Origin of the sequence: Streptomyces sp. NPDC001890 (genome assembly GCF_042891445.1) — a bacterium.
Taxonomy (GTDB): domain Bacteria; phylum Actinomycetota; class Actinomycetes; order Streptomycetales; family Streptomycetaceae; genus Streptomyces.
This window is the reverse complement of record NZ_JBIATE010000003.1, coordinates 399,933-419,228: the sequence shown is the minus strand read 5'-3', so window position 1 is coordinate 419,228 and position 19,296 is coordinate 399,933. Positions and strand designations below refer to the sequence as shown.

General features: G+C 71.2%; 17 protein-coding genes. 14 read left to right on the top strand and 3 right to left on the bottom strand.

Annotated features, from left to right (window positions below; translation table 11 throughout):
• The first annotated feature begins 13 nt into the window (after positions 1-13).
• Positions 14-652, top strand: a complete 639-nt coding sequence (locus ACFYY1_RS13245) for a TetR/AcrR family transcriptional regulator (protein WP_388584152.1) — start codon at positions 14-16, stop codon at positions 650-652.
• Between the two features lie 45 nt (positions 653-697).
• On the opposite strand, the gene ACFYY1_RS13240 is transcribed toward ACFYY1_RS13245, so the two are convergent.
• The gene (locus ACFYY1_RS13240; RefSeq protein ID WP_388584149.1) at positions 698-1,636 is read right to left on the bottom strand and encodes an SMP-30/gluconolactonase/LRE family protein; all 939 of its coding nucleotides are present in this window, start codon (positions 1,634-1,636) and stop codon (positions 698-700) included.
• Between the two features lie 107 nt (positions 1,637-1,743).
• Here ACFYY1_RS13240 and ACFYY1_RS13235 point away from each other — a divergent pair, with 107 nt between their 5' ends.
• Positions 1,744-2,232: an Lrp/AsnC family transcriptional regulator gene (locus ACFYY1_RS13235; protein WP_388584147.1), complete on the top strand. Its 489-nt coding sequence runs from the start codon at positions 1,744-1,746 to the stop codon at positions 2,230-2,232.
• On the opposite strand, the gene ACFYY1_RS13230 is transcribed toward ACFYY1_RS13235, so the two are convergent.
• Positions 2,223-3,386, bottom strand: coding sequence for an MFS transporter (locus tag ACFYY1_RS13230; protein WP_388584146.1), 1,164 nt, complete (start codon positions 3,384-3,386; stop codon positions 2,223-2,225). The genes ACFYY1_RS13235 and ACFYY1_RS13230 overlap by 10 nt on opposite strands.
• A 345-nt stretch (positions 3,387-3,731) precedes the next feature.
• On the opposite strand from ACFYY1_RS13230, the gene ACFYY1_RS13225 reads away from it, so the two are divergent.
• The 12 genes from ACFYY1_RS13225 (at position 3,732) to ACFYY1_RS13170 (ending at position 18,512) form a co-directional block, all read left to right on the top strand.
• Positions 3,732-4,628 (top strand): hypothetical protein, encoded by an 897-nt coding sequence (locus tag ACFYY1_RS13225; RefSeq protein ID WP_388584144.1) that lies wholly within the window; start codon positions 3,732-3,734, stop codon positions 4,626-4,628.
• A 175-nt stretch (positions 4,629-4,803) separates the two neighbouring features.
• Positions 4,804-5,727 (top strand): hypothetical protein, encoded by a 924-nt coding sequence (locus tag ACFYY1_RS13220; RefSeq protein ID WP_388584141.1) that lies wholly within the window; start codon positions 4,804-4,806, stop codon positions 5,725-5,727.
• A gap of 117 nt (positions 5,728-5,844) precedes the next feature.
• Positions 5,845-6,276: a CU044_2847 family protein gene (locus ACFYY1_RS13215; protein WP_388584139.1), complete on the top strand. Its 432-nt coding sequence runs from the start codon at positions 5,845-5,847 to the stop codon at positions 6,274-6,276.
• Between the two features lie 2 nt (positions 6,277-6,278).
• The gene (locus tag ACFYY1_RS13210; RefSeq protein WP_388584136.1) at positions 6,279-11,081 is read left to right on the top strand and encodes a trypsin-like peptidase domain-containing protein; all 4,803 of its coding nucleotides are present in this window, start codon (positions 6,279-6,281) and stop codon (positions 11,079-11,081) included.
• Positions 11,082-11,357: 276 nt separating this feature from the next.
• Positions 11,358-12,599 carry an ATP-binding protein gene (locus ACFYY1_RS13205; protein WP_388584133.1) on the top strand — a complete coding sequence of 414 codons (1,242 nt, stop codon included), beginning with the start codon at positions 11,358-11,360 and terminating at the stop codon, positions 12,597-12,599.
• Positions 12,596-13,000, top strand: a complete 405-nt coding sequence (locus ACFYY1_RS13200; protein ID WP_388584130.1) for a roadblock/LC7 domain-containing protein — start codon at positions 12,596-12,598, stop codon at positions 12,998-13,000. Before ACFYY1_RS13205 ends, ACFYY1_RS13200 begins: the two co-directional genes overlap by 4 nt.
• The gene (locus ACFYY1_RS13195) at positions 12,997-13,371 is read left to right on the top strand and encodes a DUF742 domain-containing protein (protein WP_072487820.1); all 375 of its coding nucleotides are present in this window, start codon (positions 12,997-12,999) and stop codon (positions 13,369-13,371) included. Before ACFYY1_RS13200 ends, ACFYY1_RS13195 begins: the two co-directional genes overlap by 4 nt.
• Positions 13,346-13,936, top strand: a complete 591-nt coding sequence (locus ACFYY1_RS13190; RefSeq protein WP_385823313.1) for an ATP/GTP-binding protein — start codon at positions 13,346-13,348, stop codon at positions 13,934-13,936. The genes ACFYY1_RS13195 and ACFYY1_RS13190 overlap by 26 nt, the downstream gene beginning before the upstream one ends.
• A gap of 130 nt (positions 13,937-14,066) precedes the next feature.
• Positions 14,067-15,467, top strand: coding sequence for a cytochrome P450 (locus ACFYY1_RS13185; RefSeq protein WP_388584127.1), 1,401 nt, complete (start codon positions 14,067-14,069; stop codon positions 15,465-15,467).
• 351 nt (positions 15,468-15,818) lie between these two features.
• Positions 15,819-16,952 carry a cytochrome P450 gene (locus ACFYY1_RS13180; RefSeq protein ID WP_388584125.1) on the top strand — a complete coding sequence of 378 codons (1,134 nt, stop codon included), beginning with the start codon at positions 15,819-15,821 and terminating at the stop codon, positions 16,950-16,952.
• Positions 16,949-17,728, top strand: coding sequence for an enoyl-CoA hydratase/isomerase family protein (locus tag ACFYY1_RS13175; RefSeq protein WP_388584122.1), 780 nt, complete (start codon positions 16,949-16,951; stop codon positions 17,726-17,728). Before ACFYY1_RS13180 ends, ACFYY1_RS13175 begins: the two co-directional genes overlap by 4 nt.
• 253 nt (positions 17,729-17,981) lie before the next feature.
• A complete protein-coding gene (locus ACFYY1_RS13170; protein ID WP_388584120.1) occupies positions 17,982-18,512 on the top strand; it encodes a CAP domain-containing protein in 531 nt (176 codons plus the stop codon).
• A gap of 15 nt (positions 18,513-18,527) precedes the next feature.
• On the opposite strand, the gene ACFYY1_RS13165 is transcribed toward ACFYY1_RS13170, so the two are convergent.
• Positions 18,528-19,262: a hypothetical protein gene (locus ACFYY1_RS13165; RefSeq protein WP_388584119.1), complete on the bottom strand. Its 735-nt coding sequence runs from the start codon at positions 19,260-19,262 to the stop codon at positions 18,528-18,530.
• Positions 19,263-19,296 lie beyond the last annotated feature (34 nt).

The window sequence follows — 19,296 nt, the reverse complement described above, 5'->3', positions numbered from 1 at the left end:
GAGACACGAGAGCATGCCGAAACGCGTGGACCACGAGGAACGGCGGGGCCAGATCGCCGAGGCGCTCGTCCGGGTCGCCGGGCGGCGCGGGCTGCACGCGGTCGGCATGCGGGACGTGGCGGCCGAGGCCGGTGTGTCGCTGCGGCTCGTGCAGTACTACTTCGGGACCAAGGAGAAGCTGCTGCTCTACGGGCTCCAGCATCTGACCGACCGGTTCACCGCGCGGGTGGGTGCCCGCCTGCGGGCCGGCGGTACGGCCCCGGGCCCGCGCGCGACCGCCGAGGCGCTGCTGCTGACCTCCCTCCCGACCGACGAGGAGAGCCGGACCTTCCACCTCCTCTACAGCTCGTACGCGATCCTGTCCGTGACCGACGAGGCGTTGGCTGCCCAGCCGTTCATCGAGAACCCGGACGCCGCCGAGGACGCCCTGGCCGGCCTGTTGCGGCAGGCGCAGGAGGCCGGTCTCGCCGATCCCGGGGTGGACGCCCGCACGGAGGCCATCAGCCTGCTCGCCATGGCGGCCGGCATGGGCACCAGCGTCCTGGTGGGCCAGCGGCCACCGGAATCGGCCGCCGAGGTGCTGCGCCACCACCTGGACCGCATCTTCACCCTGCCGGCGCCGCCCCCGGCAAAGGGCGGTCAGGGCCACTGACCCGGGCAAAGGCCGGTCAGGGCCGCCGACCCCGGCAAAGGCCGGTCAGGGCCGCTGACCCGGGCCCGTCGGGTGGGTGCCGGTGACGCTCATGACCACCGAATAGAGGCTGGTCTCAGCAGTGATGAAGAGACGGTTGCGCTTGGCGCCGCCCCAGGAGATGTTGGCCACCGCCTCGGGGATGTTCAGCCGCCCGATCAGGGTGCCGTCCGGGTCGTAGCAGTGCACTCCGTCGTTCAGCGCGGCGGCCCAGAGCCGTCCGTCGTCGTCGAAGCGGAGGTTGTCGAAGCGGGCCGCCGGACGGGCCTTGGCCGCGGCGAAGATCTCCCCGTCCGACAGCGTGCCGTCCTCACGCACCTCGAAGACCCGGATGACGCCCGCCCTGGTGTCGGAGACGAACAGCCGCTGCTCGTCGGCCGAGAAGACCAGGCCGTTCGGTGCGCCGAAACAGTCGGCGACCAGGCGCACTTCGCCGCTGGACGGGTCGATGCGGTAGACGTTGTTGGAGCCGATCTCGCTCTCGGCACGATGGCCCTCGTAGTCGCTGGTGATACCGAAGTCCGGGTCGGAGAACCAGATCGAGCCGTCGGACTTCACCGTCGCGTCGTTCGGGCTGTTGAGGCGTTTGCCCTGCCAGCGGGAGGCCAGCACGGTGATCGTGCCGTCGTGCTCGGTACGGGTCACCCGGCGGTTGCCCTGCTCGCAGGTGACGAGCCGGCCCTCGCGGTCCAGGGTGTTGCCGTTCGTGTGCCCCGCCGAACGGCGGAAGACAGCGACGGCTCCGGTCTCCTCGTCCCAGCGCAGCATCCGGTCGTTGGGGATGTCGCTCCAGACCAGCTGCCGCCAGGCGGGTACGTAGAGCGGCCCCTCGGCCCAGCGGCAGCCGGTGTACAGGACCTCAAGCCCCGCATCGCCGTTCATGCACCCCCCGGTGAAGAACCGGTCGTCGAAGGCCTCGTACAGCAAAGGGCGTTCGCTGGTCATGATGTCCATCCCTCCCAGAAGGTGCCGAATAATCTACGGCATCCAGCAGTGACTGCAAGATGTCATATGGTTCGAGCGCATGTCTGCCGAACAAGGAATGGAGAGTCGTGGATCACATCGATCGCGTCCTGCTGGCGCAGCTCCAGCAGGACGCCACCCGGTCCTACGCCGCGCTGAGCAAGTCCGTCGGGCTCTCGGCCGGGGCCACTCATGAACGCGTCCGGAAACTGCGGGAGCGCGGCGTGATCCGGCGCACCTCGGTCGAGGTCGATCCGGCGGCGGTGGGGCACGGCGTACTGGCGTACGTGACGGTCGCCTCCACGTCCTGGATGGGCGATTCGGCGGAGCACTTCGCCGCGCTCCCCGAGATCGTCGAGGCCCATGTCATCGCCGGCAGCGCATCGGTGCTGGTGAAGGTCAGGACCGCGACCACCGAGCAGTTGCAGGACGTCCTGCGCCGGATACACGCGATCGAAGGGGTCAACGGGACGCGGGCCACGGTGGTCCTGGAGACCCTCTTCGAGCGGCCGGTCTCCCCGTACGCCGATGGCGGCGCCAACAGTGGTGCCGACGGTGGTGCCGACGGTCAGGAGTGAGTCCTCGGGCCGTTGAGTGCGGGGATCACGAAACAGGCCGCGACGGCCAGCGCTCCGGCCAGCAGGAAGCCCCGCGCGTACCCGGCCGAGGCGATGAGCCCGCCCAGCAGCGGCGGCGTGAGCGACGCGGCAAGGTTCTGGCCGGTGTTCTGGACGCCCATGGCCCGTCCCGACCAGGCACTTCCGGCGAGTTCGGCGGTGGCGGTGAAGGCCAGGCCGTTGGTGCTCGCGGTGATGCCGCAGGCGAGGACCATGGCGAGATCCGTCAGCGGCGAGGGCCACAGCGCCCCCAGCGCGGTGGCGCCCATGACGACGGCGATGCACACCGACAGCTGCCGCATCGGCCGCACCCGGCTGCCGACCCGGTCGGACCAGCGTCCCGCCACCACTCGCGAGAGGGCCCCCAACACCTGGGACAGCACCAGCAGTTGGCCCGCGTGCACGGCGCTCCAGCCCCGTACGTCGATCAGGAACACCATCGCGAAGGCGTTCGTCGCGAACTGCGGTACGCACAGCAGCGCGCTGGAGGCGTGAATGCGCCACAGACCGGAGTGGCGGTAGGGGTTGGCGGCCGGTTCCCCTCCCGCCGGCCGCGCGGCGCGGGGCGGGTCCGTGGTCAGCGAGCCGACGAGCACGGCGACGACACCGCACAGCGCCGCGCAGAACAGCACGGTCCCCTCGATTCCGTCGCGCGCGGCGAGCGTGGGGACCACCAGGGCGGCGATGCCCATGCCCAGCGGGGTCGACGTCTGCCGTATCCCCATGGCGAGACCGCGCTCCCGGGCGGAGAACCAGCCGACGACGAGCCGGCCGCTGGCCGCGGAGACGGAGGCGCTCGCCGCCCCGGCCAGTGCCAGGAACACCCCCAGGGGGACCAGGCCGTTCACCGTGGCCCCCAGGGACAGGAGTGCGGCGGTCATGGCCAGACCGGAAGTGATGACGACCCGCTCGCCGAACCGGTCGGCCAGGGCTCCCCAGGCTATGAGTGTCAGCAGGAGGCCGAAGGTGGGGCAGGCGACCAGCAGTCCCACTTCACCGAGGGTCAGCCCGTTGTCCCGCCTCAGGGTCTGCGAGGTGTACGGAAGTCCGTAGAGGAAGGTGCAGGCGACGGTCTGCGCCGCGGTCCCGAGAGCGAGCATCATCCAACGGCGCACGGCAGCCTCCCCGGCAGATGTGTATGCAGGGTGCAACCATGACACCGCATCCACCATTCAAGACAGCTCGTCTCTCATTGTGGCCGGATTGGGATGGGGGTCCGGCCCGACACCTGCGTCGACGGAGCTCGCGGAGATCACGGGGATCGCGGGGATCGCGGGGATCGCGGGGATCGCGGGGATCGCGGGGATCGCGGGGATCGCGGGGATCTTCGCGAGAGCAACACACCGGCCACGCACAACCTCCCGTGTGTGCCGTTACGTTGTTGCCTGATCGGTCAGGAGTGCGCACTCGAACAGGTCGCCGGAGTGCCTGATGGCGCGGTCGGCACAGAAGGATCGCGGATGGACTACTGCTCCTCGTGCCGCCGGACCCTCAACGGGGCCCTGGTGTGCCCCGGCTGCGGCGCGTACGCACCGGACATCGCCCTTCCCGCCCCTTCCACCTCTTCTGGCCATCACCACCGCAGCGCGGCCCCGGCGACCGTCGCGTCGGCGGGGGTGGTCCGGCCCGCGCAGGAGTTCCCGGAGCAGGGGGCCTATCCGGACTCGGCGCACTGCTTCGACTTCGACGACGCCCCTTTCCGCCTGGGCGCCGAGCCGACCACTCCGGACGCCGCCGACACCCCGGACGCCCCGGCCACTTCCCCGCTGCCCACCACTCAGGGCCGTGCCGCCCGGCGCCGCCAACTGGCGCGCTGGAAGAAGCACCGGCGCCGGGCCGTGCTCGCGTCGACCGTCGCGCTCGTCGGGGGCGGTCTCACCCTCGCCGTACTGCCGTCCTCCCGGCCGTCCACCGGCCACGACGCGCAGGCGGCCGCCTTGACACCCGAGCCGGGCGCCACCGCCCCGGACCGGGCCGACGCCCCCAATACCGGCACCGACGACGCCACCGAGACCGACTCGTCGCCCACCCGGCCGAGCACCCGCGCTAAGCAGCCCTCCCGCACCGGCACCCACCCGGCCGCCGCGAGCGGCTCATCGCAGAGGATCACCGTCGCGGTGTCCACCGCCGGGCCGAAGCGCACCCGGCTGCCCGTCGTCGCGGCCCGCCCCGCCTCGGCATCGGCCCCGGAGCCACGCACCACGCCCGCGACGGCCGAAGCGCCCGCCACCAGTGCCCCGGCCCCGCGCACGACCACCCCTCCGGCCGCCCCCGCGGCGGACGCCCCGCCCCAGAGCCCCGCACCCACGGCGACCCCGCCGGACCAGCTCTGCCTGCTCGTCATCTGCATCGGCTGACCGCATCCGCACCGGCGCTGTCAGTGGGCACTGTTAGCTTCCTGCCTGCGTCACCGAGGAGATCGAAGCCGCCCCCCTCCGCCCGGCTTGACCGGCACTGTCATTCGGTGACGCGTGTGCATCCCCGTTCCGGCTCACCGGAACGGGCAACGCTCCCGCAGGAGGAAGAACCTTGATGAAGAGCAGCACGACCGGACGCGGGGCGGCCCGCGCGGTGGCCGTCCTCACGGCGGCGATGGCCATGGCAGTGGCGGCGGCTCCGCTGTCCGGCACCGCACAGGCCAACGAAGCGGTCTCGGGTTCGCTCGCGTTCAGCGGCGAGACGGGGGAGTTCGTCTCCGACGGTCAGTCCCAGGAGTTCACGGCCGGGTCGGTCGAGATGTTCGACCTCACGGGGCCCACCACCGAGGACGCCGTAGGCGTCACGATCGTCACCCCCGAGGGCAAGCGCTGGTCCCTCCACCTCCAGGCCCCCGAGGGCGAGAAGCTGACCGATGGCGCCACCTACACCGGGGCCTCCCGCTGGCCCGACGCCCAACCGGAGGATCCGAAGCTGGAGTTCGGGGCCGACGACCGCTGGTGCACCACCAGCACCGGTTCGTTCACCGTCTCCCACATCTCCTACGGCCCCTACGGCTACGTCCGTGAGCTCGACGCCACCTTCGAGCAGTACTGCAACGGCTCCACGCTCCCCCTGCGCGGCGAGGTGCACGCCCGCACCGCCGAACCGCCGGCCGAACTGGCCATCGGGCTCGGCCTGAACCCCGAGGGCAAGGTCGACACCAAGACCGGAGCGGTCACCGTCGGCGGCACCGCCACCTGCAACAAGCCGGCCCGCATTGCGATCTCGGGCCTGGTCGCCCAGACCCAGAAGACCGGCGAGGCGGTCGGCAGGTACGAGGGCGGAGTGGTCGACTGCACCCCCGGCGCCCCGGTTCCGTGGAACGTCACCATTCCCACCACCGCGATGGAGCCCGGGTTCACCTTCCGCCCCGGCACCGCACTGTTCCGCGGCTTCGGCTCGGCGGACGACCGGGACTACCCGGCGACCGTGAACGCCGGCGACAACACCACCCAGATCACCCTGGTCAAGTCCTGACCCGTTGACACCTGACGCGTCGCATCGCGGGTGGGCCCGCCCGCGATGCGACGCGTCCCGCCTCTCCCGTCCCAGCACTACGATTGGTCCTCATCCGACGGGGGGAAAGGCTGAACAGTGAACGAAGAAACGGGCGTTGAGGAATCCGGGGACATCACCCTCGTCCCGGTGGACGTGGACGGCCAGACCGTACACTTCTCGATCGCTCCCGGCGAGGGAAAGAAGCAGCCCGATCTCGGCGAGGAGCAGGAGATCAGCTGGCGCCGCCCAACTCTCACGCCGGTGCTCGACGGACTCACCAACGTGGCAAGGGCCATGGGCACGCGGCTCCAGCAGACCGGGGCCTCGAAGGCGACGGTCGAGTTCGGGTGCGACGTCTCCTTCGACACCGGTCAGCTGTTCGCCGTATTCGGCAAGGCCACGTCCAAGTCGACGTGGAAGGTGACGCTCGAATGGACCGCCCCCGGGGAACCGCCGGCTCCGCCCACAGCCCCCACCCCGGTTCCGGGTACGCCGCCCGCTCCCGCGCCGGGGACTCCCGGAGCGTAGGCGTGGACGGCTGGAAGAAGCTGCTGGAGGCGGCCACCGTCGCCCTCGATCTTCCGGACGACCGGGGCTGCGGCACCGGGTTCGTACTCACTCCGGGCACGGTCGTCACCTGCGCCCACGTCGTGTCGGGGGCAACACGGGTACGGGGACGGATCGCCGCCACGGGGCACGATCTGACCCTGACCGTCTCCGCCGACGACTGCTACCGCGCGGAGAACGGCCTCGATCTCGCCTTTCTCCACTACGAGTCGGACGAGGAAGCCCCCTCCGCCCACGTACTTGCCTCGCCCCACACCGAGTTGGGCGATCGCATGTCGGTCTACGGGCATCCGCGCGGGGACTTCCGGGCCGGGCAGTGGGCCGCCCTGGAGTACCTGGGCGATTCGCGGCTCTCCTTCGACGACCCCATGGCGATGCCCCGCGGGTACGGGACACCGGTGGGCGAGGGCTTCAGCGGCAGCCCGGTGGTCAACCGGCGTACGGGCGCGGTGTGCGGAATGCTCGTACGGTCCAACAAGGCCGGCAGCACCCACATGATCCCGCTCGCCGAGATCCTGGCCCGCCATCCGCTCCCCGAAGCGCCCGATGCCTGGCTGGACCTGCTCACCGACGAGCAGTTGCGGGCCGGGGAGTTCAGCCACCCGGGCCCGCAGCTGCGCGACTACCTGGCAGCTGCGCGGGACGCCGCCGACGAACACCCTTACGCGGCGCTGCTGACCGATGTACGGGACATTCCGCTCTCCTCGGTGTACGTACGGCAGGACGCCTCGCAGACCGGCGACCACACCGGCGACCACACCGACGGCGACATCGGCGACGGGGACCGCTATCCGAACGCGAAGCGCCCGAGGGCCGAGAGCGTGCTCGACTCCGACCGCCATGTGCTGTTCACCGGCGGCGCGGGGTCGGGGAAGTCGAGCCTGCTGCGGCGCCTCACGTTCACCGCCGCCTCCGACTGGCTCTCGGACCCGGCGCGGGCACCCCGGTACATACCGGTACGGATCACCGCCGAACAGCTGCTGAACCTTCCCTTCCTGGAGGCGCTGGCGTACGCGGTCGGCCGGGACCTGCCCGGACTGCGGCGCTCGCCGCTGCCCGAGTTCTTCGAGACGGCGCCCATGCCGTCCGTGGACTGGCTGGTCTGCGTGGACGGCCTCGACGAGGTGCTCGATCCGGACGGCCGCGGCAAGGTGATCCGGATGATCCAGCGCTGGTCCCAGGAGCCGCACCTGCGGTTCGCGGTGGCCACCCGGTCGTTGATCACCACCGACATGGACCGGCTGCGGGTGCTGAAGCGGTACTCGCTCCTCAACTTCGGCGACCCGCAGATCTCGGAGGTGGCCAAGGCCTGGTTCGAGGCGCTGAAGGTCCCGGACGCCGAGCGGCGGGCCCAGGAGCTGGTGGCGGAGCTCCGGCACGGGCGGCTGGGCGAGGTGGCCCGTATTCCGCTCTACATCACCATGATCTGCGTGGTCGCGGCTTTCACCGAGCTGCCCCGCAACCCGGCGGAACTGTACGCACGGTTCGTCCGGATCCTGCGTGAGAAGGGGTCGCAACGGCTCGCCCGCACCGAGGCGGGCGTCCACGGCGTCACCGAGGAACTGCTGAACAGCGTGCACGACGTGCTGCGCCCGGTGGCCGAACAGCGGCAGGGCGGGGAGACGCGCCCGCTGCTCGACCTGGTCGCCGAGCAGCTCGGCGGGCACGCGTCCGACGCCGCTCCCCCGAAGGAACTGGTCTCCCGCGCGCTCCTGTTCACCGGCCTGGTCACACAGATCGGCAAGGACCTCCGGTTCCCGCACCAGACCATCCAGGAGTACCTCGCCGGATGCGCGATGGCCGACCGGCTGACCCCGAAGGACCCGGAGGCCCTCAGGACCGTACGCCGGGCGATCGCCGCCGAGCAGCCCAACATCGTGCTGTTCATCTCCGCACGCTGGCACGAACGGGGCATGCCCCTCGAAGAGTTCCTGGGCACGGTCGTGGACGGCGGCGGCTGGCAGGACCTGCTGCTCTGCGCCACGGTCCTGAGCGACGGGCTGGTGATCAACAAGGACATGGCGGCCCGGTTCACCCGGGCGGTGCTCAAGCTGTCCGACCGGTACGTCTCGGTCGGTGATCTCAACCCCGAGGACGTTCTCTCCCGGCTGTACGCGGTGCTCGATCCGGCGGGTGTCGCAGCGGTCGTCCGTGACCCGGCCGTTCCCCACCAGGCACGGTTCGAGGCCCTCCAGCACTGCGTACGGCGGGACGGCGAAGCCGCGGCGGAGCTCGCCGCCGGACTCGCCGACGAGCCGGATCTCCCCGCCGCCCTGCGCGCGTCGGCGGCGAAACTGCTCGCCGACGCGGGTGATCCCACGGGAGCCCGGCTCCGCCTCACCGGACTGGCCCGGGACCCCGGCCAGCTGCCGGAGGCCAGGTTCGACGCGGCGGTCGCGCTCCTGTCCGTCGATCTCCCCACCGGCACACCGGTGCTCGGCGAGGTTCTCGCGACCGCCGACTTCCCGCAGCAGCGCATCGAATCACGACTGAGGAAGATCCACTCCGCGACGACCCCTGCCGCACGCGCCGCGCTGGCGGACGCGCTGGCCACCAACCCGGGGCTGGCCGACGGCGACCCGCACGTCCTGCGCTACCTCAGGTGCCTCCTGCTCTCCCCCGACCGGCCGGAACTCACGAAGGACCTGTCCACGGACTCGTCGGTCCCCTTGCACCTGCGGTACATGGCGAGAGAGGCCCAGTCGGACGGTGAGGAACGACTCGCCGAATCCGAGGAGGACGTCTTCTTCTCCGGCATCCTCCGTGACCCGGATTCCTCCGACGCCGCCGTCCGTACGGCCCTTCCGGGGTGTTCCGACGCGGAACTGATCGAGCTTGCCGCACAGAACGCCCGGCTGAGCCAGTACACCCGCACCAGGGCGGCGATGAGGCTCGTCCGGCTCGGCAGGCCCGCAGCGGCGGCGCAGTGCGCGGAGGACATCCTGGCCGGCTGCACGGACCCCTGGATCGTCCCCCGGGTGACCGAGGTTCTGTGCGAGCTGGGACAACGGGCCAGGAGCCGGGAGATCCTCGCCGGCGTCCTGTCCGACAGCCGGTTGCCCGTCTTCCAGCGCGTCCGCTGCGTTCCCCCGCTGGTCGACCTGGGTGCCCAGGACGTGGCCGTCGACGTGCTGACCCGTCTGGCGGTGGATTCCGGCGCGGCGGCCGAGGACCGGTTGGACGCCATCAAGCGACTCCGCGAGATGGAGTCGACGGAGGCGGGCGCGTCGCTCACCGCCGTCGCGGCCGATGCCACGCTCCCCGGCAGCGTTCGCCGCGACGCGGCCGCGCAGCTCCTGAGCAGCGGGGACCGGGACACCGCCGCGGGGCTGCTGCGTCGCACGGCCGAGGACCGGCACACCGGCACGGGCCACCGGATCGACGCTCTCACCACACTGGCCAACATCGACCACCGCGCGGCCTCGGGCGCACTGCACCGGATGCTCGACGAATCCGGGCTGCTGGACGAGCACCTGTGGCGGCTTCTCGACCTCGCCGACGCCCTCACCCCGGACGCGGCGCTTCAGGAGCGCCTGCACCTCCTGCTGGCGGACCCGGCCGTTCCCACGGCGTCCTTCCTGGAGATCGAGAAGCGCTGCGAGCAGTACCGGGCGGACATCGTTCCGCTGCTCAGGGAGGGCGTACTCCGGGCGGCGGACACCGCCACCGATCCGCAGACCCGGGCCAACGCCGTGGCCCGTTCCTTCGGGTGGATTCCCTACCCGAGGTGGAAGGCCCTGGTCGCCGGGCTCGACCCGGATCCGATGGTCGCCCTCAGCCTGTACGCCGTTCCCGCGAGCCTGTCCTCGCAGGGAATCCACGGCGGGATCTGGGAGCGCCAGGACCTCTACCGGGACGCCGAGCGAACCTCGGCCCCGACCGGAGCCCTCCAGGGGCTCGACGCGCACACGGCCCTCGCACGGTGGTTCCGGCTTCTGGAGCAGCGGCGTCCGGAGACCGTCACGAGCATGCGTCGTCTCTACGGGCTGTCCGGCGAGCCCCGTGACCAGGAGCGCGCGGACGAACTGCTGCGGGCTTGGGCCGCGGACCCCGAAGCCCGTACGGCGGACCGGATCGCAGCGGCCGAGACCGCTTACCTGAGTTCGGACGGCCCCTGGCACGCCCTCGCGCTGGACGCGGGAACGCCGCCCGAGCTCCGCGTCACCATCTGCAAGTGCCTCCCCACGAGCGGGGCGCACAACCGCATCCCGATCATCCGCGCCCTCGCCACCGACCCCGCCGTCCCCGTGATCGTGCGGGCCACCGCGTCCGCGCTGCTCGCCGATGACCTCGGCGAGGAGGGCCGACGCCTGCTGCGGGAACTGTCGGGCCCGCACACCACCGACCCCGAGGCGCACCTCGCCGTGGCAGCCGCCTGGGAGGAGCTCGACGTCGGGCGGGAGGCGGTGGCCGCCTGCCTGCGGGTGCTCGACGACGAGCGGGCCGGCGAGCCGTCCTACGCGCACCACCGCCTCGCCGCGGCGGCGAAGCTCACGCGGTGGCGGTCCTCGCGCGGCCGGGCCGTCCGGGCCCTGAAGGATGTGCTGGCGGACGGGGCCGCGCCCGTCGCCGTACGCATCGACGCGGCCCGGCGGCTGATCTCCGTGCCGGAGACGGCCGAGGCCCATCTGGGGCTGCTGCGGCTGGCGGTGGGGGCGGAGCCCGATGCCGAGGAGCGCGCCCGCATCCTGGAGCTGCTTCCGGCGGATCTGCGCCGGCTCGCCGGTCCCGGCGCGGAGCCGGGGGCCGGTCACCCGGCCCCGTAGCAAGGGCGCCACGGCGCCTGCTTGTGAACATTCCGCGTCGGTAGTGCAACTGGCGTGTCGGTCTTGACAATTGCCCGCCTGACCGATGTTAAGATCATCTTACTTCCAGTGGGCTGATGGCGTATGGGGGCATTCCGGGAGGGATGGACTCCTCGGCCCCACATCCGGAGGGGCCTCCCCTGGGTGGCGCAAGCCTTGGCTCGACCGGCCCGGCGCCTGCGGCACATGAGGGAGCGTCAAGCCGTATCCATAGCCATGGCACTTGAAGTGAGTCTCATGACATTTGCACAGGGCCCTCTTCTGTGGGCGCTGGTTGTCGTCGCGCTGATCGCCGTAGGTGCCGTTCTGCGGGCTCGCAAGACCAACATCGGGCTGCGCAGACAGAACTCCGAACTACACCAGCAACGCGACATGTTGCAGCGTCAGCGTGACGAACTCCATGTCGCGCACACAGGTCTGACGCATCAGCACTCCACCGAGCTGGCCGAGGTCCGCAGGGACGCCGAGGAGGAGACCAAGGCGGTCCTGAAGGCCGCCGTGCGTACCCTCCAGGGGCTCGCGGACGAGCAGCAGGTGGTCATCGAAAACGCTCAGCAGAAGTACGGCGACGACCCCGGCATGCTCGCCGACCTGATGGCCATCGACCACGCCAACAGCCAGTTCGGCCGCCGGGCGCAGGGCATCGCGGTGCTGTGCGGCGGCTGGCTCGGGCGCCGGGAGACCGTCGCCTCCGTCTTCGACGTGGCCCGCAGCGCCCAGGGCCGTATCCGGCAGTTCGACCGCGTCCGGATCAACGGGCAGGTGAACTTCTCGGTCGTCAGCAAGGCCGTGGAGCCCGTCGCGGTCGTCCTGGCCGAGCTGCTGGCCAACGCCACCAACTACTCCGCCCCCGGCACTCCGGTGGAGATCAACATCCAGGCCGTTCCGACGGGCGTCTGTCTCATCGTCGACGACGCCGGTCTCGGCATGGGCCAGGAGGAGAAGGATCGCGCGGCGGCCCTCCTCGCGCCGCAGGCCGCGATCAGCGTCTCCAGCCTGGGCATCCCTCCGCAGTTCGGGTTCGCCGTCTCCGGCGTGCTCGCCGCCCGCTACGGGTTCCGGGTATCGGTGGACTCCGTATCGCCCTATGGAGGTGTACGCGCGGTGGTCCTGCTGCCCGACGAGCTGCTCACCGGCGATGTCCCCGCACCGCCCCCGGTCGTCGCCCACCACGAAGCGGAAGTGGCGGCGCTCCCCCGGCGTCAGGCCCCCGCACCGTCCCCGACTCCGCCGTCCCCGACACCGCTGTTCCCGCCGGTCGCGCAGCCGATCGCCGCTCCACTGCCCACCGGGCCCGTCGCCACCACCGCCGGTGGTCTGCCCAAGCGTCGTCGCAAGAGCCCGGTGTCGGTGGTGCCGTCGGCCGAGCCCCAGCCGGTGCGCAGCAACGAGGAGACCGCTTCCCGACTGGGCGCGTTCCAGCGCGGAACACGGTCCGGGCGTGACATGACGACGATGGAAGGACCCGAGTTCCAGTGAACCCCGATCTGTCCTGGGTGCTCAACGATGTGCTCCAGGTACCCGGCGCGCGGCACGCGATCCTCGTCTCCGCCGACGGTCTCCTGCTGGCCAGCTCCAGTGAGATCGGCCGGGACGACGCCGAGACCGTGGCGGCCGCGATGAGTTCCATGCAGTCGCTGAGCCGGGCCGTCGCCCCCTTCATCGGGGCCCAGGCCCCGGGCCGCTGGCGGCAGACGCTGCTGGAGTACGACCACGGCTGGATCTTCCTGATCGCGGCGGGCACCGGCGCCTACCTGGCGGCGGCCGCCGCGGCCGATGTCGACATGGAGGCCATGTCCTTCCGCATGCAGCAACAGGTCGCCGCGCTGGGGAAGGCGATGACCACACCTCCCCGCCAGGACGCGGGAATGAACGCATGACGACGCCGGGCGAGGAGCAGGCGGTCAACAGCGGGTTCGTCCGGTCCTACGTCATCACCGGCGGGCGCGGCCTGCCCGATGCGGAGGGCCTCTCCCTCGTCACCCTGGTCACCATCGCGCCCGACCGGCAGCCGCCCCCGAACCCGAGCCCGGAGGTCCGGGCCATCTGGGAGCTGTGCTCGGGCGGCTATCTGTCGGTGGCCGAGGTGGCGGGCCACCTCGGCCAGCCGGTCGGGGTGGCGAGGCTGCTGCTGAACGACTTAGCGGAACAGGGTCATCTGATGCGCCGCAAGGCGCCACCGCCGGCTCAGCTCGTTGACAGGAAGATCCTCGAAGAGGTGTTGCATGGACTCCACGTCCGGTTCGGCTGACAGCATCTATGTGCCGGACGCGGTGCGGCGTGCGGCGAAGATACTCGTCGTCGGACACTTCGCCGTGGGCAAGACCACGCTCATCGGCACCCTCTCCGAGATCACTCCGCTGCGCACCGAGGAGCGGATGACGCAGGCCGGCGCGCACATCGACGATCTGCGGGGCGCGCCCGACAAGGTGACCACCACGGTGGCGCTGGACTTCGGCCGTCTGACGCTCAGCGACGAACTGGTGCTGTACCTGTTCGGAACGCCGGGCCAGCAGCGCTTCGTCGAGCTGTGGGAGGACATGGCCCGCGGCTCGCTCGGCGCGCTGCTCCTGGTCGACCCGGCCCGTCTCGCCGACACCTTCCCGGTGATCGACCTGGTCGAGACGTACGGGCTGGAGTACGCGGTCGCGGTCAACAGCTTCGATCCGTACTCCCGGCATGCCGAGGAGGAGTTGCGCGAGGCGCTCGATCTGCTGCCGGACACCCCGGTGGTGTACTGCGACGCCCGGGACGAGAAGTCGTCCGCGCAGGCCCTGATCACCCTGGTCCAGCACCTTCTGGCACGCGTGGCCTGAGAGGCTGTCACCGACCGCCGTGCGTACGACCGTCGTACGCACGGGCCGGGTCGGGCCAGCGCTTCCGGGGCCCCGTTCACCTTCCGCCGTCCGGGCCCTTCGGGTCCGCGTTCACACCGAGGAATCACACATGGACTCGTCGCCGGGATCCACCCCGTACAGCGCACCCACCGGGTGCCCGATGCGCGGTGAACGCCAGACGTCGCTCTACGGGCCGGAGTTCGCCGCCGACCCGCAGCGCGTGTACGACGAATTCCGGGCGCACGGACTCGCCGCTCCGATCGAGCTGGCCCCCGGCGTGGAGGCCACCCTGATCGTGCAGCACGAGGCCGCGCTCCGGGTGCTGCAGAACCCGTCCTACTTCGCCCGGGACTCGCGGCGGTGGGCGGCCCTGCGGGAGGGCCGGGTGCCGCTGGACAGCCCGGTGCTGCCGATGATGGCGTACCGGCCCAACTGCCTTTTCACGGACGGCACCGAGCACCTCCGGCTCCGCAAGGCGGTCACCGAGAGCCTCGGCCGGCTCAACACCACCCGGCTCAGCCGGGACGTGGAGCGGATCGCCGACTACCTCATCGACCAGTTCATCGAGCGCGGCAGCGCGGACCTGCTGGGCGACTACGCCAAGCTGCTGCCGCTGCTGCTGTTCAACCAGCTCTTCGGCTGCCCCGGCGACATCGGCGACCGGCTGACCCGCAGCATGTCCGCGATCTTCGACGGCGAGGACGTGCTCCGGGCCAACGCCGAGCTGACCGAGTGCCTGATGGAGCTCGTCGCGCTCAAGCGGCGCCAGCCCGGCGAGGACATCACTTCCTGGCTCATCCAGCACCCGGCGGGGCTGCGGGACGAGGAGCTCAAGGACCAGCTCGTCATGCTGATGGGCGCGGGCGTCGAGCCGGAGCGCAACCTCATCGCCAACGCGCTGCTCCTCATGCTGTCCAGCGACACCGGGGTCTCGCACCGACGGGGTACCGGGATGCTGGTCGAGGACGCCCTCGACGACGTGCTGTGGAACAACCCGCCGATAGCCAACTACGCGACGCACTACCCGGTCCAGGACATCGACCTGGGCGGGGTGACGCTGAAGGCGGACACCCCGGTACTGATCAGTTTCGCCGCCGCGAACAGCGACCCCGCGCTCACCGACGCCCGCCAGACCCTGAGCAAGGGCGCCCACCTGGCCTGGGGCGCGGGCCCGCACGTCTGCCCGGCGAAGTCCCCCGCGCAGCTCATCGCCCTCACCGCGATCGAGAAGATCCTCAACTCCGTGCCCGACCTCGCCCTCGCCGTGCAGCCCTCCGCGGTCGAATGGCGTCCGGGGCCCTTCCACCGTGCCCTGGTGTCGCTGCCCGTGCACTTCACCGCCGCCCCGGCCCGCCGGACCACCACGGCATCGGTGACGCAGTCGCCCGTTCCGTCCCGGAATGTCACCCCGGACGAGACGCCGTCCGCGCACCACGACCACGCCCACGCGGAGCCGCAGAAGAAGGCCAAGGGCTGGTGGAGCTCCTTCCTGGACGTCTTCAGGGTGTGACGCACCGGACATGATCATGGTGCGCCGGACGACTTGTACGCATAACCCGGCCTATCGCACACGCAACTGGAGTGACGCAGGAGGAAGTTGGGGCACGAGGGGTCGATGGCAAGGGGCCGGATCAGGGTTTCTCTGTGATACGGGCAACAAAGATCCACGCATGGCCTGCATATGCGGAGGGGTAGGTTCTGCCGGTAACCATGAGCCCAGGTCAAGGAACTCTGCGTGAGCGCTATATGTGGCACAGACAGGCCCCCCGTAGACCGCCGTGCCCTCATCTCCCTCCTGAGACGTCTCAAATCGCCCGAAGGGCAGGCTGATCCCTACCCTTTGCTGGCCGATCTGAGGAACATGGGCGACGTCGTACGCGCCCCCTGGGACGCGTACTTCGTCACCGGTTTCGACACATGCAGCGAGGTGCTGCGCGGGCGCAACTGGCTGGCGCCCGACTTCGCCTGGCAGGAACGCCAGGCGGACACCGAGCGCTGGGAAGCCGTCGCCACGCAGGAGATGACCAAGACGCTCTCCCGGCTCAACGCACCCGAGCACACCTGCCAGCGCCGCAGCCTCGGCAACCTCTTCGACCGGTCGACCATCGAGCGGCTGACCCCGCAGGTCGAGGAGCACGTCACCCGGCTCCTGGACGAACTGGCCGACAAAATGCGCTGGGGGGAGGCCGACCTCGTCAGTACGGTCAGCGAGCAGCTCCCGATCAGCACCATCGGCTCCTGGCTGGGGATACCGCCCGAGGACTACGCCCACATCCTGGAGATCACCCACAACCAGGTGCACGCCCAGGAGCTGCTGCCCACCAAGAGCCAGCTCGCCGTCTCGGCCGAGGCGACCCTCCAACTGCGCAGCTACTTCACCGAGCTCGTGAAGCAGCGCCGGGCCAACCCCGGCAACGACGTCCTCACCGGCTGGATCCACACCTGGGACGCGCGGGAGCCCGACCGCGCCACGGCGGACGAGATCCTCTACCGGCTCACCATGTTCGTCACCATCGCCTCCCTGGAGACCACCGCCACGCTGCTGTCGGCCATGGTGGACCTGATCCTGCGGGAACCCGGCCGGTGGGAGTGGCTCGCGGAGAACCCCGGGTACATCGACGCCGCCGTCGACGAGGTCCTGCGGTACGACCCGCCGATCCACATCAATACCCGGATCGCGGCCGAGGACACCGTGCTGGCGGGCGTCCCGATCGCCAAGGACAGCATGGTCCACGTCCTGTACGGCGCCGCCAACCACGACCCGCGACGCAACGAGGACCCCGACGCCTTCGACGTCCGGCGCACCGGCGGAACGCATCTGACCTTCGGCGGCGGGGTGCACTACTGCCTCGGCGCGGCCCTCGCCCGCCTGGAGGCACGCACCCTCCTGACGCAGCTGCTGAAACGCTTCCCCACCCTGCGCTCCGTCTCGCCGGCCGGTTACGCCTCCCGGCTGGTCTTCCGGCGGATCACCTCACTGGGCGTGGCGATATGAAGCTCTCGCTCCCGCAGTACCTGACCCCGTTCCGGCGGCCGAGCACGGTACGCGCCGAACGCGAGGGCGCCGTCCTGCGCGTGGAGCTGGACGCCCCGGAGACCGGCAACGCGGTCACCGAGGCGATGCTGGACGATCTGTTGACGGTCCTGGCCGTGCCGGACCCCGACGTCCGGGTGCTGGTGCTCAGCGGGGCCGGTGACGACTTCTGCCTGGGCGGCGACCGGAACGAGTTCGCCGACTGGCTCGACGACGACCCCACCGGCCGGGGCATCCGGATCGCCGGTGACAAGGCCCGCCGGGTCTGCGAGGCGATCTCCGGCAACCCGGCCGTCACCATCGCCCGGATCCAGGGCAAGGCGATCGGCGCGGGCCTCGCGCTGGCCCTCGCCTGCGATCTGCGCGTGGGCGCCGACACCGCCGCTTTCCGGCTGCCGGAGCTGGCGCTCGGGCTGCCCACCGCCTGGGGCGGCGTACTGCCCCGGCTCATCCACGAGGTCGGCGCCGCCCGCGCCCGCGAGCTCATCCTCACCGGGCGCGCCTTCGACTCCATCGAGGCGCACGAGCTGTCGGTCCTGCAGCGCATCGTGCCCGAGCGCGAACTCGACGCGGCCGTCACCGCCTGGGTCAAGCCCATCGTGCGCCGCCCCGAGGCCGCCCTGCGCGTCACGAAGGCGCTGCTCAACTCGTACGCCGCCCCGACCCGGCTGGCCGACCCGTCCGTACTGGACGCGGAACTCATGGCCACCGTCGCGGCGGCGACCCGGCGGCGGTAGGTCCACGGACGGTGGTGGCGGGGCGCCCCGCCACCACCGGCGGCGTCGGACCGTGCGGCTCCGTGTCGGCCCCATGCGGATCCACGTCGGACCCATGCGGCTCCGCGGCCCGGGGTAGTACTCCCCCTGGTTGCCCCGCTTCGGGGGGATTCCGACCATGACGACCGCAAGGCGCCTTCGAAACCGGGCACAGGAACTGCGCGGAGCCGACCGCGCAGAGCCGGCTCCGCGAACATCGAGCGAGGTCACATACATGAGGACGCACGGCAGGAAGACGCCCCACCGGACGATGACCGTCGCGATCGTCGCAGCGGCGGCCGTGACCATCCCCACCGCCACCGCCATGGCCGGCAGCCACGCCCCGCCCGCGAAGCCCGCCGCCTACACGAGCGCCCCGACGGCCTCCGGCGCCGCCGCCCGCGTGCTGAAGCTCGTCAACAGAGAGCGCCGCAAGGCGGGTTGCCCGCCACTGAGGATGAACTCCGAGCTGAAGAAGATCGCCCAGGCCCACAGCACGGACATGGCATCGAGCAGGAAGATGTCCCACACGGGCTCCGACGGCTCGGCCCCGGACGACCGGATCTCGCGCTCCGGTTACGACTGGCACGCGTACGGGGAGAACGTCGCCCGCGGTTACGCCACCCCCAAGAGCGTCGTGGCGGGCTGGATGAAGAGCCCCGGGCACCGGCGCAACATCCTCAACTGCGCGTTCAAGGAGATCGGCGTGGGCCACGCCCGGTCCGGCAACTACTGGACGCAGGACTTCGGGACGGCGTCGCGCTGATGCTCCGGCCGCGGATCACCACTGACCGGTGGACGGGCCGGCGAGCGTGAGTGCGGTCCACCGCTCCAGCTCCTCGGCGTGGCTGCCGTCCGCGGTCGCCCGGACGACCGCGGCGGTCTCCTCCGGCGTGGGCTCGCCACCGCGGAACAGCAGAGCGAGCGGCCAGGCCGGGGCGCCGGCCCGTGCTCCGTCGAAAGGGTGCCAGTCCCAGGCAGCGTCGAACCGCCAGGCGCGCCCGTCCCGGTCGGCGACCTCATCACCCGGTTCGAGGAAGGCGTAGGGGCGGAAGAGCAGTCGGGCGCGGATCGGTTCACCGCCCGCCGGATCGAACGCGCGGGCCTGGTCCTCGTATTCCGGATCATAGGTCTCGCCCTGCGGCAGGACGTCCAGGTAGCACGCGGGCCGCGGCAGCAGCCCGGTCACCCGGGGCGGATCGAAGTGATGGACCTCCGCGACGTGCACCACGGTCGGGGGGATCCCCACCCGGCAGGTGTCGCCGGGCTTCAGCGCGGTCTCCACCGGTTCGGACCGGAAGAGCTCGTATTCACGCGCCTCGGGCTTCGGAAGCGCCCGCTGCCCGTTCCACCTGAAGCCTTCCGCCCGCGGGTCCGGCTCCAGCCACGGCCACCGTACGGTGACGTGGAAGCGGGAGACGTCGGTGACCGTGGTCTCGGTGAACGGACACTCCAGCTCCAGCACATCATCCGCCCGGAACCGGGAACTCGGCGTCGGCGTCGGCTTCGGCGTCATCGGGGCGCCACCACGCCTTCGTCCATGGGGGTCG

Coding starts and splice junctions, on each gene's coding strand:
- ACFYY1_RS13185 (WP_388584127.1), top strand. CDS start 14,067: ATGGACTCGTCGCCGGGATCCACCCCGTACAGCGCACCCACCGGGTGC.
- ACFYY1_RS13170 (WP_388584120.1), top strand. CDS start 17,982: ATGAGGACGCACGGCAGGAAGACGCCCCACCGGACGATGACCGTCGCG.
- ACFYY1_RS13245 (WP_388584152.1), top strand. CDS start 14: ATGCCGAAACGCGTGGACCACGAGGAACGGCGGGGCCAGATCGCCGAG.
- ACFYY1_RS13205 (WP_388584133.1), top strand. CDS start 11,358: ATGACATTTGCACAGGGCCCTCTTCTGTGGGCGCTGGTTGTCGTCGCG.
- ACFYY1_RS13165 (WP_388584119.1), bottom strand. CDS start 19,262: ATGACGCCGAAGCCGACGCCGACGCCGAGTTCCCGGTTCCGGGCGGAT.
- ACFYY1_RS13190 (WP_385823313.1), top strand. CDS start 13,346: ATGGACTCCACGTCCGGTTCGGCTGACAGCATCTATGTGCCGGACGCG.
- ACFYY1_RS13225 (WP_388584144.1), top strand. CDS start 3,732: ATGGACTACTGCTCCTCGTGCCGCCGGACCCTCAACGGGGCCCTGGTG.
- ACFYY1_RS13220 (WP_388584141.1), top strand. CDS start 4,804: ATGAAGAGCAGCACGACCGGACGCGGGGCGGCCCGCGCGGTGGCCGTC.
- ACFYY1_RS13180 (WP_388584125.1), top strand. CDS start 15,819: ATGGGCGACGTCGTACGCGCCCCCTGGGACGCGTACTTCGTCACCGGT.
- ACFYY1_RS13240 (WP_388584149.1), bottom strand. CDS start 1,636: ATGACCAGCGAACGCCCTTTGCTGTACGAGGCCTTCGACGACCGGTTC.
- ACFYY1_RS13195 (WP_072487820.1), top strand. CDS start 12,997: ATGACGACGCCGGGCGAGGAGCAGGCGGTCAACAGCGGGTTCGTCCGG.
- ACFYY1_RS13175 (WP_388584122.1), top strand. CDS start 16,949: ATGAAGCTCTCGCTCCCGCAGTACCTGACCCCGTTCCGGCGGCCGAGC.